The sequence below is a fragment of the Sorangium sp. So ce296 genome (assembly GCF_051529605.1).
Taxonomy (GTDB): Bacteria; Myxococcota_A; Polyangia; order Polyangiales; family Polyangiaceae; genus Sorangium; species Sorangium cellulosum_D.
In genome coordinates this window covers 8535047-8549809 of record NZ_CP150325.1, presented here as the reverse complement: position 1 = coordinate 8549809, position 14763 = coordinate 8535047, and the positions used below count along the sequence as shown (strand labels likewise).

The window sequence follows — 14763 nt, the reverse complement described above, 5'->3', positions numbered from 1 at the left end:
TCAGTACCCATAATAAGCGACCCCCAGGTGAGCGCCGAAGAGCTGATCGAGCGCCCCACCGGCGATGTACGGGTCCCCGGGCTCGGCGTCGAAGTCGTAGAAGAACCGCGCGTACGACGCCCCGGCGCGCGCCTCGAGCCCCGGCGCGAACGGGACGGCGACCGCGACGCGGAGGTCGACGCCGCCGGCGCTGGGCTCGCGGAAATACGACGCGAGCGCGCCCATCGAGAGCGGCGCCTGGTAGCCCGCGCCGGCCTCCAGCGCGACCGGGCCGACGGGGAGGCGGCCGTCCGCGCCGAGGCGCAGGGCGACGTAAGACACCGCCGCCGCGTCGCGCGACGGGTCGCCGGTCGGCGCGACATCGAAGTCGGTCCAGCAGAGTCCGCCGCTCGCGAACAGGACCGGACCAGCCTGCCCGGCCGGGCGGTAACGGCCCTTGAGGCCGGCGTGCAGCCGGCTGAAGGAGGTCGATACGCTCGCTCCCCCGCCGCCCTCCGAGTCGAGGCCGACGGCGCGGGCGTACGAGAGGGCGATCCCGAGATCGCGGAGCACCGGCAAGGCGCTGCGCGCGAGCGGGTACAGCTCCGCTCGGAGCGACGGCATGGGTACGCCGAGCACCTCGTAGGTGCGGAGGTTCTCGGAGAGCAGGTCCGTATAGGACAGCGTACGACCCGCGATCTCGAGATCGACTCCAGCGCTGAAGAGCTCGGTGCCCACGGCGGCCCTCACGGCGGCCCCCTCGGCGGCTCCCTCGGTGGGTAGAGCGCGCCCCTCGTCGCGCTCCGCCGCCTCGGGGCGGAGCGCCGCCGCGGCCTCGGCGGCGCGCGCGGAAGCGGGCGCGGCGAGCGCCGCGAGCGCCGCGCCGAGCAGCGCGGCCGCATGGGAGCGGCGCGCGCGGCGCCGCGATTGCGCGGGAAACACAGGACAGGCGCGCGTTCGCCTCGTTGGCATCGAGCGCGAGCATAGTCGCTCTTCACGTCGCGGGTCGAGCGTCGCTTTCGAGATACCGAGTCGGCGACGCCCCGCGGAGATCCGGGGCAATCCGCCGCGAACCGAGCCCGCGGTAAGGCGAGCGCGCATGGGAGGATCGCATCGGCCCCAAGCTCCCACTTGATTCGCCCCCTCCTCGCGCGGCGCCTATCCTGGAGGAGTGGATTGCCATAGGCTCCCTGGAAGATGGCGAGAGGGCGCGCGCGGCACGGCGGCGCGCGATCCCGCCGTCGGCTCCTCTCCGCGCTCGCTGACGAGGCATCATGGCTGAACCACGAAGTCTCCGCTGGCCCATCGGCCTGCTCCTCCTCGCCTCCTGCACCGGTCAGTACGGCGATTTGCCCGCGCACGACGGCGACGGCGAGGCGACGGCCCCGCTGTGCACCGCGATCGAGCCCGGCGAGTCGCCGCTCCGGCGGATGACCCGCGCGGAGTACGACAACACGATCTTCGATCTCCTCGGCGACGACAGCCGCCCTGCGAGGGACTTCGTGCCTGAAGAGGAGTCGCTCGGCTTCAACAACCAGGCGGCGGCGCTCGTGGTGAGCCCCCTGCTCGCCGAGCAGTACATGACGGCGGCCGAGGGCGTCGCGGCCCGCGCGGTGGGCAAGCTCGTCCGGGAGGCGCCCGCGTGCCTCGAGGCCGCGGCGGGCGAGGCGTGCCGCGGCGAGGTCGCGGCGCTCGTCGCGTCGTTCGGCAAGCGGGCGTTCCGGCGGCCCCTCGCCGAGGACGAGATCGCCGACTTCGTCGCGCTCTTCCGGCGCGGCATCGCCCTCGGGGACACCCCCGACGACGCGTCGACCGGCCTCGCGCTGGTGCTCCAGGCGATGCTGCAGTCGCCGCACTTCCTCTACCGGGTCGAGCTCGGCATGCCGGATCCGGTGGAGGACGACGTCGTGCCGCTCACGTCCTACGAGATCGCTTCGCGGCTCTCCTACCTGCTCTGGGGCACGATGCCCGACGGCGCGCTCTTCGCCGCCGCCGAGCGGGGGGCGCTCGGCACCGCCGCGGAGATCGAGGCGCAGGCGCGGCGCATGCTGGAGGACCCGCGGGCGCGCGAGGCCGTGAAGAGCTTCCACCGCCAGTGGCTCGGGCTCGCCAAGATCGACGAGATCGCCGCGGGCGGGAAGGATCCGAAGCTCTACCCCGAGTACAAGGACGAGCTCTTGCCGCTCTTCCAGGCCGAGACCGAGGCGTTCCTGGACCACGCGATCTTCGAGCAGGACGCGAGCGTGAGCGCGCTGTTCACGGCGCCGTACTCGATGATGAACCGGGAGCTCGCCGCGTTCTACGGCGTCGAGGGCGGCCCGAAGGGCGACGCGTTCGAGCGGGTCGAGCTCGATCCGTCGCAGCGCGCCGGCTTCGTGACGCACGCCGGGCTGCTCGCGCTCTACGCGAAGCCGAACCGGTCCTCGCCGGTCCACCGCGGCCGGTTCGTGCGCCAGAGCCTGCTCTGCCAGATCCCGCCGCCGCCGCCGGACGTGGTGCCGGAGCCGCCCATGGTGGACGCGACGAAGACGACCCGCGAGCAGTTCGCCCAGCACGTCTCGGATCCGGGGTGCAAGAGCTGCCACACGCTGCTCGACCCGATCGGGTTCGGCTTCGAGCACTACGACGCGCTCGGCCGCTGGCGCGACGCCGAGAACGGCATCCCCGTCGACGCGAGCGGCGAGCTCACGCAGACCGACATCGACGGCCCGTTCGACGGGGCGGTCGAGCTCGCGCACCGGCTCGCAGAGAGCGAGCAGGTGCGCGCGTGCGTGGTGAAGCAGTGGTTCCGCTTCGGCTACGGCCGCGCCGAGCAGAGCGAGGACAGCTGCAGCCTCGCGCAGGCGACGCAGGCGTTCGAGGCGTCCGGGTACAACATCCGGGCGCTGCTCGTGGCGCTCACCCAGACCGACGCGTTCCGCTACCGGCGCATGATCCGCGCAGCAGGCGCCGCAGAGGGCGGCGCAGAAGGAGAGCCGTGATGAAGCCGTTCCGACTCAGCCGCCGCGCCGTGCTCCGGGGCCTCGGCGGCGCGGCGCTCGCGCTGCCGTTCCTCGAGGTGATGGGCTGCTCGAAGCGGCTCGCCCCCGCGTCGGAGCAGACCGGGCGGGCCGCGTTCGGGGCCGAGTTCCCGAAGCGCTTCGTCGTCATCTACACGCCGAACGGCACCGTCCCGCCGGACTTCTGGCCGACGTCGTCGCAGCTCAAGAACGGCGAGGAGCTGTCGCCCATCCTGGCGCCGCTCAAGGACCACAACGAGGATCTGCTGGTCCTCGGCAACGTGAGCGCGCTGTCGGCGCTCGTGGGGCCGGGCGACGCGCACCAGAAGGGCACGGGGCAGTGCCTGACCGCGCGCCCGATGCAGGAGGGCGATTTCCCCGGCGACGCCGGGCTGTCGTGCGGCTGGGCCGACGGCATCTCGGTCGACCAGGAGATCGCGAGCCACATCGGCACGAGGACCAAGTTCCTGTCGCTGGAGCTCGGCGTGCTCGTCTACGGCGCGAACGTGGGCGCGCGCATCGCCTACCGCGGCCCGGCGCAGCCGCTGCCGCCGGAGAACAGCCCTTACGCCGCGTTCGACCGCCTCTTCTCCGATCTGGCCGTCACGCCCGAGACGGCGACCCAGAAGACCGAGCAGCGCAGGGCGGTGCTCGACAAGGTGGCCGCCGACTACAAGCGGCTGCAGCGGCGCCTCGGCGCGGCGGATCAGGAGAAGCTCGCCGGGCACCTCGCGTCGGTGGAGGACATCGCGTCGCGCCTCGACCGCGGCGTGGCGCCGACCTCCGCGGCGTGCGCGCAGCCGGAGCTGACGCCGGACGTCGACCCGGACAAGGTCGCGAGCATGCCCGAGGTCACGAGGCTCCAGCTCGATCTCATGGCGATGGCCCTCGCCTGCGATCTGACGCGCGTGGCGAGCCTCCAGTTCACGAACTCCGCGACGACCAAGGTGCTGAGCTTCCTCGGCCCGGACATCAGCGAGGGCCACCACCCGATGGCGCACAACGGCTACGCCGACCCGGTGAACCGCCAGCGCCTCACGAAGATCAGCCGCTTCTACGCCGAGCAGCTCGCATACCTCATCGCGAAGCTGAAGAGCATGCCGGAAGGGAACGGGTCGGTCTTCGACAACACGGTGATCTTCTGGACGAACGAGCACGCCGACGGCAATCACCTGCGCCAGAACATCCCTTATGTGCTCGCCGGGAGCGCGGCCGGTCACTTCAAGACGGGCCGCTTCGTCTCCCAGGCGAAGCAGGTCGGGCACAACGACCTGCTCGTCTCGCTGCTCCAGGCGATGGGCGTCGACACCGAGTCGTTCGGCGACCCGAAGTACTGCACCGGGCCCCTGAAGGGGCTGACCAGCTGAGGGGCAGAGGCGACGGCGCGCGGAGGGCGCGCGATCCAGGCCCGATCTCCCCGGGTCGGTGCGCAGGGACGTCCTGACGGCACGCCGCGAAGCAGGAAGCGGTACGGCGTACGCGCTCGCGCCGCGCGAGGGCTGCTGATATTCGTGGAGGGCTCCCCACCGCGCCGCTCGAAGGAGGCCTCACCTTGTATTGGTCGACACGCACCGGCCGGAAATCCCGGTGGTCGCTCTTCGAGAGCTCCGGGCGTGAAGCGAGCTTCGGGGACTGGTTCGCCGTGTGCTGCGTGCTCGGCTTTCTCGTGCCCGTCGGGGCCGGCCTGGGTTTCGGCTGGTGGGGTGTCCAGGCGATGGCTGCGGCGGTGGATCCCCGCGACCCGGTCCACGCGCTCCGGCGAATCACGCCGGAAGGCGACGGCCATCCGGATCGGGTCTATCTCTCCGGGACGATCGCCAGCGGCGCGGCGGATCCGTTCGCGCTCTGCCTCACCGTCCGTGAGCGCCCCGACGCGCGGGGGAGCCTCGTCGAGGACTACCGCGGGACGGCCAACGCTGGGGCATCGCTCGTCGCCCATGGCCGCGCCACGCGGATCCTCGGGCCAGTCAACTTCGAGCCGATCCACCTGCAGCGCACGCCCGATGCCCCGCGTCTGCGGGAGATGCTCTGCGAGATGCCCAGAGGCGGCCGCGTGCTCGCTCAGTGCGTCTCCGCCGGAGATCTCGTCTTCGCGGAGGGGTGCATCGAGGCGTTGCCCGACGGAACAGAGGCCCTGAAGGGATGCGGCGGCGAGCCGGTGATCCTGACGCCGGGGGACGGTACGCCGGCGCCGCGCATCGTTCAGAGGATATTCCATCTCGCTGGGCGCATCTTCGGCTTCTGCGCGGCATGCATCCTGCTGCTCGCCTATGGATGGCGCGTGGTGAGGGCGAGCCCGCTCTTGAAGGCGATGGCGGGCTACGCCGGTCACCGATCGAGCAGCCGCCCCTGGGCCCTTGTCGGGCCTGACCTGCTCGGCGCTGCGTCGCTGGGCGTCGGGGTCGTCTGGATGCTCGGGGAGGTCATCGATGGGTCCATGGCCCTTCGACATGGCCTCGTCTGCTCCGCCGTGCTCGCGACCGTCGCTGTCTTCATCGCCTCGGCGAGCGAGCGGCGCCGCGCGCTCCGCGCCGCGGACGCGCTGCTGTCGTCGTCCGCGCGAGCTCCGCTGGTTCAGGCGACCGGCGGCGTCATCTCGCTGGACGTCAACGTCAGAGGCGATCACGCGGTCGAAGCAGGGCTGCTCACCGGCGAGCCCCGCGCCTTCTCGCAGGTCAAGGTCTGCGAGGTCGCTCGATCGAGGGCGCGCGCCGGCGCTCGCCTGGAGTGGAGCCAAGCGACGCCGCGCACCGTCGCCTTCGCGCACGCGTCGGGCGAGGGGACGCTGGAGATGGCGGGAGCGGAGGTGGATCTGCGCGCGCTGCGCGGCATCAAGCCGGGCAGGGACGCGCACCGGTCCGATTGGCCCCGATGTTTCCCGTCCGTCGACCCATCGTCCCGTTACGAGATCGAGGAGAGCTACATGGAACCGGGAGAGCCGCTCTTCGTCGTCGGCGCGGTGAAGAGGACGGTTCCTTCGGCGCAGGGGGCTGGCTACCGGAAGCACGCCGTTGCTCCCGTCATCGGCCAGGGTGAGGGCGCGCCGCTCCTCGTGTTCGCCGGCACAGGAGCCGACCTGCGCCGCGAGCTGCTCCTGGAAGCGCGGTACCTGAAGGCCGCGATGGCCGTCGCGCTCGTCGCGGGCCTCATCGCAGCTTCGCAGATGTGCTGGCTGGTGCTGCCATGACGGAAGAACCACCCCGCTCCTCTCGGGCGAAGAGGACCCAGGCGGCGGAGCGTCCGCTCGCAGACGCTGTTCCCCCAGCGCTCGCCGGATGGCGATACGATGCGGCGATGACGCTCTCACCTCGACACATTTCCTGGGCGATAGGGACGGTCGCGCTGCTCGTTCACGCCGGGTGCGGCGGCGCGGTGATCATGGACGGCGGCGGAGACGGCGCTGGCGGAGCCGGCGGCGCGGGCTCGACGACGACCGCCTCCGTCGGCCCTTCGCCGACCCCCCATCCGCCGACGCCCGATCCTCCGCCGACGACGTCCGGCAGCCCGGCGCCGGGGGTGAGCGCGATCGTCTACGGCGACGCGACCGTGACCATCCGCATCGCCACCCTCGCCCTGTCTTGCAGCGATCCCGACGCGCGCCCCACGTTCTCGCCCTGCAGCGACTGGTGGAACCTGGAGCTCAGCATGCCCGCGTCGATGCTCGCCGTGGGCGAGGTGGATACGGCGAGCGGCGATTTCACGATCTACGGGATGTCGTCTCGCGCGGATTGCAGCAGCACCGGGGCCGCCACCGGCGGCGGCGACGGGGGCTTCGGCAGGCTCACCATCACGGCGATCGAGCCGACGTCGGTCACCTTCGAGCTCGACGGCGCGGGCGCGCTGCTCCTCGACCAGGACCCGAACGGCCGGTACGTCGCGGCCCGCTGCCCCGCGCGCTAGCGGACGCCAGGACTGCGTCGGCGCGAGCAAGCGCGGCGCGCGCAACGCCGTCCCGATCACCGGGGGCACGGTCGCCGGTGGAACGCTCGTCAGCGGCCCGTAGGGTTCGGTGCTCCCCGGGGTGAGAGGACCACCAGCTCCTGGGATCGCGCACGGAGCTGGACGCCGGGTGCGTGCTGTCCTCGAGCGACGGCGAGGTCATCGTGGTAAGAAATCCTACTGGAGGACATATGCAGGTGATCGTTGTGGGCGCTGGCATCGGCGGCCTGGCCGCGGCTCTGGCGCTGCACGCCTCGGGTCATGAGGTGACGGTGTTCGAGTCCACGCCCACCATCCTGCCGCTCGGGGTCGGCATCAACCTCCTGCCCAACGCCGTCGAGGTGCTGGGCGAGCTGGGCCTTGTCGAGGCCCTGTTGGCCCACGGGGTGGCGACCCGCGAGATGCTCTATTTCAACCGCTTCGGCCAGCGCATCTGGGGCGAGCCGCGCGGCCGCTTCGCCGGGCATGCCGCGCCGCAGATCTCCCTGCACCGCGGCGCCCTGCAGGGCGTGCTGTTCGACGCCGTCGTCGAGCGGCTGGGCCCTGACCGGGTGATCTGCGACCGGCGCTTCATGGACCACGAAGAGGGCGGAGGCCGCATCGTGGCGCGCTTCCTCGATCGCGCGGGCGCGGCGTGGGAGGTCCCCGCCGATCTCCTGATCTGCGCCGACGGCATCCACTCGGCGGCGCGCGCCCGCCTCTATCCGGACGAGGGGCCGCCGATCTACGGCGGTCACATCCTGTGGCGGGGGACCAGCCTGGCGGCGCCCTTCCTCACCGGCGCCAGCATGGTCATTGCCGGGCATCGGGACCAGAAGTTCGTCATCTATCCGATTTCCCCACCGGGGCCGGACGGCCGTCAGAGGATCAACTGGGCCGCCGATCTCGCGGTCGCCAGGAACCTGCGACGGGAGGACTGGAACCGGCCGGGCGACCCTGCCGAGTTCCTGCCCAGGTTCGAGGCCTGGCGCTTCGACTGGCTGGATGTGCCCGGCCTGGTCCGGGACGCCGAGGCGATCTACGAGTTCCCGCTGGTCGACCGCGACCCGGTGCCGCGCTGGAGCCACGGGCGCATGACGCTGCTGGGCGACGCCGCCCATCCCATGTATCCGAACGGCTCCAATGGGGCGAGCCAGGCCATCCTGGACGCCCGCGCCCTGGTCCGCGCGCTCGCAGCCCACGCCGATCCGGTGGAGGCGCTGGCCGCCTACGAGGCCGAGCGCCTGCCCGCCACCGCCGCCATCGTCGCGGCCAATCGCCGCGACGGTCCGGAGCAGTGCCTGCAGATCGCCTATGAGCGCGCGCCCGACGGCTTCGACCGTATCGAGGACGTCTTCGCCCCCGGCGAGCTGGAGGACATCGCCGCCCGCTACAGGGTGCTCACCGGCCTGAAGCGCGCCTCGGAGCCCCTGGCGCGCTGACGAGAGCCCCCGGCGCGCTCGCGGATTTCGTCCAGCGCACGCGCACGCCCGTGCCCCACGACACCTGAAGCGCCGTCCGTGCGCAGCACCAGCGTTTGCGCTATGGGACGGCGACGACATCCCGAGCGATGGAGATGCCACACTCGACCCTGGACGAGCCCGCGCGTCGTGCGACGCGACCCACCTCGCGACGTCCGAGCGAAACACCCGGCGGATCTACCTGGCTGGCGCGACGTCCGGTCGATCACGGCGGTGCGTCGTGGCCTCCGCAGGTGAGGCATTCAGGCAGCAGCAGACGGCGTCGCGCGACTGGACCCGGACGACAGGAACCGGCGGCGCGCACACACCGGATGCTACGCAGGGGCCCGCGTCAACATCACCTCCGAAAGCGCCGATTCGACACTGGCATCGAACTTGAATAAACCGCCCCTCTCCTGCCAGCGCAAGCACAACCATGAAAGGATGACCAGGACACGCCTTATGAAGCACCTCGCCTCGATTCTCTCCTTCTCCACGATGGTCTTGCTTCCAGCGGCGGCGCGCGCCGCGGCGGAGAAGCTCCTGCTGATGGAGGTCGTCGTCTCCCCGACGCAGGCCGAGTCCGTCGCGATCCGGAACCCCGGAAACACGCCGATCGTCCTGACCGATTACTACCTCGCAGATTACAATACTTACTACGACGTGGTCATCGGTGGGGCGCCCGCCGGCACCTCCGACTTCGTCGTGCGATTCCCCGCCGGTGCCGTCATCCAGCCGGGTGAGACCCAGTACGTGTCGATCGCCGGAGGCGAGTGCTTCAGGACCTCCTGCGGCGTGGCGAGCGCGTTCACCGGATACGGGATCTATCCCACGTACGAGATCGCGACGGGCGCCGCGACCACGACGAGCCCCGCTGTCCCTGACATGCTCGTGCCGGTCATGAACGGGGTCGGCACCGCGTGGGGGTTCACCAATGGAAGCGAGCCGGTCGTCCTGTTTTACTGGGATGGCATCACGAACCTCGTGACCGACGTCGATTACGTGTATTATGGAGCGGCGGGGCCCCAGGCCCCGGTGAACAAGACGGGCGTCACGGTCAACGGCGCGACGTATCTTCCGGATACGGCGGACAACTCCGCGCTGCACGCACCCCTGTCGACGATGACGACGACGATCAACACGTGTCGCGCGGACCTCACAGAGACCGGCCAGGTCATGACGGGCAGCAACGGCGTCAGCGGCCGCGACGAGACCAGCGAGCCCTGGTCGACGACCTGGACCGCGTGCGCCGTGCCGAGCGCCGCCGATATCGACCTAGACACGGTCCTCAACAGCATGGATAACTGCCTCACGGTGTCCAACACCGCGCAGATCGACACCGACGCCGACGGCGTTGGCGACGCCTGCGACAACTGCCCGACCGTGCCGAACCCCGACCAGGCGGACTCCAGTGGCAATGGCATCGGCGACGCCTGCGACGCGTCCGGCACGGGCGGCGGGGGTGGCATGGGCGGTGGTATGGGTGTCGGCGGCGACATGGGCGTTGGCGGCACCGGCGGCGATGGCACCGGCGTCGGCGGCGCCGGCGGCGATGGCACCGGCGGCACGGGCGTCGGCGGCGCCGGCGGCGATGGCACCGGCGGCACGGGCGTCGGCGGCGCCGGCGGCGATGGCACCGGCGGCACGGGCGTCGGCGGCGCCGGCGGCGATGGCACCGGCGGCACGGGCGCCGGCGGCGATGGCACCGGCGGCACGGGCGTCGGCGGCGCCGGCGGCGATGGCACCGGCGGCGATACGACATCCACGACCACGGTTGCCACGACCGGCACCGGCGGCGCGGGCGGCAGCGACGATGACGGCGGCTGCGGCTGCCGCATGACCGGCGAAGAGTCGCCGCGGGGCGCGTCCTACGCTTCGCTGTTCACGATCGCGGCGGCAGCGCTCGGGGTGCGGCGCCGGCGCTCGCGATCCCGGTAGACCGACAGCCGCGAGGAGCCCCGGCGGCACCGCTCCAAGCTCCTCGACAGCGCGCAAGCCGCCGCGTTCATCGCGCCGATCTGCGGTCCGCCGCCCGAGCGACGAGCGTGGTGGATCACCGCCCTGATCGCCGACGAGGCCAAGCGGCAAAAGACCGTTCGCTCGGTCAGCCGAGAGACCCTACGAAGGACCCTCGCCGACCAGGACATCGAGCGCTGGCGGGATTTCTGACCCGAGTTGCTACCGACCGAGAGCCCCGTCTCCGAGCGCGCGCATGGATCAAGGATCCGCCCGCCCGGCGCGGAGCGCTCGGGGATCGACGAGGACCCACTGCATGCCCGCGGCCCGCGCGGACTCGATCCCGAGCACGGCGTCCTCGAAGACCAGGCAACGCGACGGCTCGACGCCGAGGCGCGTCGCCGCCGTGAGGAACGGCTCGGGCGCCGGCTTGGGCCGCGCATAGTCCTCCGCCGCGACGATCTCGTCGACGTAGCCGCGGAGCCCCAGGAACGAGAGCGTCTTCTCCACCGACACGCGCGGGCTCCCCGAGACGACGGCGCGCTTCGTGCGCGGGGGAGCGTCGCGGAGCGCGGTCACGACCTCGGGCACGCCGCGCACGGCCGGCAGCAGCCGGTGGTACGCCGCTTCCTTCGCCTCGAAGACCTCGGCCACCGGCATCCGTAGCCCGTACTTGTGGTTCAGGAGCTCGACGATCCGCTCGGTCGTCATACCCGCCCAGCCGTAGAAGTCCTCGTCGGTGAACTCGCATCCATGCGGGGCGAGCGCCTCGAGCCAAGCCTGATGGTGAATCGGCATCGAGTCCGCGATCGTCCCATCGCAATCGAAGAGGTAGGCAGCGAACGACCCGGAGGGGAACACGAGCCCAGCCATGGGTCGGCACCCTAGCTCATCAACCTTCTTCCTGCTACTGCCATGAGGACGGATCCGACGGCGTTCTTTCTACGGTCCGCCTGACCAAACCCTGGTTCAGCTGAAGCGCGCCCGGATCGGCGCGGGGCTCTCGCAGATCGGGCACGCGTCCGCGCGCTCGGCGATCTTGCCGCAGTCCTTGCAGTCGACGCGATAGCCGTGGAACCCGGGGTCGTGCAGCTCGACGCTCGTCTGTGCCTTGTCCGCGCGCTTCCCCTCGTACTTCACGCGCGCCGGCACGAGCGCGATGAAGCGCACCTCGATGTGCTCGCAGCGCGGGCACCGCTCCGGCACGGCGTACGCGTTGGTCGTCGTGAGCCCGCGCGCGAGGCCGCCTTCGGCGTGGCACCGCGGGCAGCGGTCGTCCGTGAACAGGAGGTGCCGGCACGCGCCGCACGCGATCTCGTACAGCCCGTCGACGAACATCTCCCCCTTGTAGACCCACTTGACCGGGCCGACGGGCTCGCCCTCCATGAGCGGCACGAGCCCGTCGACATACGAGCGCAGGCTGAGCTGCCGTCCCCCGCACGCGGGACACCCCGCCTCGACCATCTCGGCAAACGCGCGCTCGGAGATCCTGCTCATACGGGCCCCCTTCTAGCACGCCTCGGCGGCGCGCGACCCCGGGGAACGCGTGGCGCCTCGGAGGCGCTATCCCGGCCGCGTCACGGGCGGCGACCCCCGCCGGCGAGGCCGCGCGGGCGCCGCCGGCGCTCTCGAATTCCCCGGCTCGCCGTGGCGCTACGGCCGGACGGCCGCCTGCTCGCCCGACTCGCCGCGCAGGAAGGCCAGCGCCGCGCGGGCGAACGGCTCCTTCCATTCGCCAAAGATGGGCCCGTGTCCGCCGTTCGGCACGACCCACAGGCAGGAGCGCGGGATGGCGCGGAACATCTCCAGGGCGATCTCGGCGGGATAGAGGGGATCGCTGTCGCCGCTCACGATCATCGTCCGCGCGGCGATGGTCGACAGGTAAGGAGGCGTGAAATTCATGTCGTCGTAGCTCTCGGCGAAGCGCCTCGGCTGGCGCCACAGCGCCCGGATCTGCGCGTCGCCGAGCTTGTGGCGGCCCCTCATCTCCTCCCATTCCCCCTCCGAGCGACCCTCGTCGGAGACCTGCCGCATGATCGCCCTGGCCTGCTCGGGGAAGTACGGAGCCGCGGACACGAGCACCATCGACGCTACGCGTTCCGGCTGCTGCGTGGCCAGGTGCAGGAGGGATTTGGCGCCGAAGCTGAGGCCCACGGCCCGGAACGTCGTCACCCCGAGGTGGTCGAGGAGGGCGAAGACGTCGAGGGCGCACTGGCGGATGGTCAGCGCGCCGTCCGGGTTTGTCGACCGGCCGTGCCCGCGCAGATCGGGGACGATGACGCGGTGATCGCGCCCCAGCTCGGCGAGGTCGAACACGTGGCCCCAGTCGCCGCCCACCCCGGTGAAGCCGTGGAGCAGCACGAGCGGCGGCCCCTCGCCGCGAAGCTCGTAGTACAGGTCGATGCCGTTGACGGACGCGGTCCGCCCGATGGTCGGTGCAGTCTCCATTCGCTCCTCCGATCGCTCGGCCGCGGCCAATCCGCAGCCGGATGCACCGGAGAGATAAGCGAAGCACGCCGCTCTTGATATCTGTGCTCTTTGCGCATACAATGCGACTCGCCTGACGAGGAAACCGGCGGATCACGCGACGGCGCGATGCGCTGAGCAGACGTTCAGCGCTCCGCGTGACCCGAAGCTGAGATGCCAGGAAGAGCGCGCCCGTCAGCCCTCGAGGAAGCAGCGCAGGAACTCGTCCGCCTCGCGGAGGATGCGCGGAATCGAGGCCACGAGCTCGTGGCCGTCGTCCACCTCGACGAGCCGGACATGCCGCTTCCCCGCCGCGAACGTCCGCGAGAGCTCGATGTCCACCACATCGTCGTTCCGGCCGTGGACGATCAGCGTCGGGACCCGCACGTCGGGCCAGCCGCCCGAGCGGTCATCCACCTCGGCCGCGTCGAGGGCAAACCCATAATCCACCCGGGCCCGCCGCTTCTCGGCGTAATCGTCGACCTCGAGCCACCCCCGCTCCTCCCAGGCCCGATAGGCCTCCTCGCCGAGCCGCAGCCGCCACCGCTCCATGATCCGGAACGCCGGCGCGAGCAGCACCAGCGCGCACACCCGCGCGTCCTCCTCGGCGACGCGGCACGCGGTAAGGCCCCCCAGGCTCGATCCCATCACCACGGCCCGCTCGCGCGCTCCGCCGAGCGCCTGCTTCACGGCGTCGATCATCGCGCGGAGGCGCAACCGCTCGAGCGAGGGCACCCGCAGGTCGAGCCGCTCGACGGCGACCCCGCGCCGCGCGTAGTGCGCGGCGATCTGGACGCCCTTGGTCGAGCTCGGACCCGAGGCGAAGCCGTGCAGGTAGAGCCAGCGCGGGCCGACGGCGGAGGGCGGTGTCGTGCTCATCGAGGTGCGGAGAGCCTAGGGCGGGCGCGCGGCGAGCGGCAAGCCGCGCCGCGCCCTCACGCGCGGGCGCGTCAGAGCCGCGGCAGGTCGAGCGCCCGGATGCCCTCGCGGATGCGAGGGTACTTGAGCTCGAACCCGAGGCGTTTCAGGCGCGTGTTCCTGTGAACCATGTTCGCGCTGAGCTGCCCGGAATAGAACGGCGGGAGGAGCTCCCGGAGCGCGTCCTCGGACAAAAGGCTCACCGTCGGCGATTTTCCGATGGCCTCGCTCATGTAGTCGACGAAGCGGCTCATCGGGGCGGGCTCGTCGTCCGCCAGGATGACCTCGCGGCCGAGCGCGTCGAGCCGGGCGCCGTCGACCGCCATCAGGAACTCGAGCGCCCTCACGCAATCCTCGATGTGGAGGTAAGGCCAGATGGCGGGCGGATCGCGCAGGACGATCGGCTCGGCCGCCTGGATCGCCCGAAGGCAGTGCTCCACAAACCATGTACCGCGGCCATAGACGCCGCCCGGGAAGGCCGCAACCCAGTCGAGGTCCTGGCCGAGGCCCCGCAGCGCCTGGACCCCGAGCGCATAGGAGGCGCCAAGGCCGGTCGGCCGCCTCGTCGGCACGGTCTCGTCGAGCGAGCCGCCCTCCTCGGTCCGGCCATAATACGAGGAGCCGAACACCACGAGAACCCGCCGCAGCCGGCGCGCGTCGAGCGCGCGGAGGAGGCAGCGATCCATGGCCGAGCGCTCCGACGGGCGGCTGCCGATCGACGGCTGAGCGCAGTGGACGACGTACGCCGCCCGGGCGGCCGCCTCCCGCCAGGCGCCGACCTCGTCGAGGAGATCGCCGAACACCGGCTCACCGCCGGCCGCCCTCACCCGCGCCGCCCCCTCCGCGCTCCGCACCAGCCCTCGCACCGGGCCCCAGGGGCTCCCGGGGCGCGTGAGGTGCTTGATGAGGTTCGAGCCGATGAAGCCGCTGCCGCCGCACACGAACACGCCGTCAGAGCCAGTGGTCATCTCTCCCCCCTGAGATGCGGGGCGCCGGCGGGGCTCCGAGGCCCGGCGCGCTGCCCGTGTGATGCAAAATTACGCGGATCGCGGCGGTGGACGCAAGCT

The 14763-nt window shown here is 71.6% G+C and carries 12 protein-coding genes; 6 read left to right on the top strand and 6 right to left on the bottom strand.

Features of this window, described 5'->3' with window-relative positions; all coding sequences use genetic code 11:
* Nucleotides 1-921: a hypothetical protein gene (locus WME98_RS31550; protein WP_437945417.1), complete on the bottom strand. Its 921-nt coding sequence runs from the start codon at nt 919-921 to the stop codon at nt 1-3.
* 332 nt (nt 922-1253) lie between these two features.
* Here WME98_RS31550 and WME98_RS31545 point away from each other — a divergent pair, with 332 nt between their 5' ends.
* From WME98_RS31545 to WME98_RS31520, 6 genes are all read left to right on the top strand, one after another.
* Nucleotides 1254-2960, top strand: a complete 1707-nt coding sequence (locus tag WME98_RS31545; protein ID WP_437945416.1) for a DUF1592 domain-containing protein — start codon at nt 1254-1256, stop codon at nt 2958-2960.
* The gene (locus tag WME98_RS31540; RefSeq protein WP_437945415.1) at nt 2960-4345 is read left to right on the top strand and encodes a DUF1552 domain-containing protein; all 1386 of its coding nucleotides are present in this window, start codon (nt 2960-2962) and stop codon (nt 4343-4345) included. Before WME98_RS31545 ends, WME98_RS31540 begins: the two co-directional genes overlap by 1 nt.
* Nucleotides 4346-4530: 185 nt before the next feature.
* Nucleotides 4531-6165, top strand: a complete 1635-nt coding sequence (locus tag WME98_RS31535; RefSeq protein WP_437945414.1) for a hypothetical protein — start codon at nt 4531-4533, stop codon at nt 6163-6165.
* A 107-nt stretch (nt 6166-6272) separates the two neighbouring features.
* Nucleotides 6273-6878, top strand: a complete 606-nt coding sequence (locus tag WME98_RS31530) for a hypothetical protein (RefSeq protein WP_437945413.1) — start codon at nt 6273-6275, stop codon at nt 6876-6878.
* Nucleotides 6879-7108: 230 nt separating this feature from the next.
* Nucleotides 7109-8338 (top strand): flavin-dependent oxidoreductase, encoded by a 1230-nt coding sequence (locus WME98_RS31525; RefSeq protein ID WP_437945412.1) that lies wholly within the window; start codon nt 7109-7111, stop codon nt 8336-8338.
* Nucleotides 8339-8818: 480 nt separating this feature from the next.
* A complete protein-coding gene (locus tag WME98_RS31520; RefSeq protein WP_437945411.1) occupies nt 8819-10294 on the top strand; it encodes a thrombospondin type 3 repeat-containing protein in 1476 nt (491 codons plus the stop codon).
* Nucleotides 10295-10573: 279 nt separating this feature from the next.
* Here the strand turns inward: WME98_RS31520 and WME98_RS31515 are convergent, their stop codons facing one another.
* From WME98_RS31515 to WME98_RS31495, 5 genes are all read right to left on the bottom strand, one after another.
* Nucleotides 10574-11185, bottom strand: coding sequence for an HAD family hydrolase (locus WME98_RS31515; RefSeq protein ID WP_437945410.1), 612 nt, complete (start codon nt 11183-11185; stop codon nt 10574-10576).
* Nucleotides 11186-11281: 96 nt separating this feature from the next.
* Complete coding sequence (locus WME98_RS31510; protein WP_437945409.1) at nt 11282-11809, bottom strand: hypothetical protein; 528 nt, start codon at nt 11807-11809, stop codon at nt 11282-11284.
* Between the two features lie 156 nt (nt 11810-11965).
* Nucleotides 11966-12760 (bottom strand): alpha/beta fold hydrolase, encoded by a 795-nt coding sequence (locus WME98_RS31505; protein ID WP_437945408.1) that lies wholly within the window; start codon nt 12758-12760, stop codon nt 11966-11968.
* 213 nt (nt 12761-12973) lie between these two features.
* Nucleotides 12974-13657 carry a YqiA/YcfP family alpha/beta fold hydrolase gene (locus WME98_RS31500; RefSeq protein WP_437945407.1) on the bottom strand — a complete coding sequence of 228 codons (684 nt, stop codon included), beginning with the start codon at nt 13655-13657 and terminating at the stop codon, nt 12974-12976.
* Between the two features lie 71 nt (nt 13658-13728).
* Nucleotides 13729-14664 carry an NAD-dependent epimerase/dehydratase family protein gene (locus WME98_RS31495; RefSeq protein WP_437945406.1) on the bottom strand — a complete coding sequence of 312 codons (936 nt, stop codon included), beginning with the start codon at nt 14662-14664 and terminating at the stop codon, nt 13729-13731.
* Between the last annotated feature and the right edge of the window lie 99 nt (nt 14665-14763).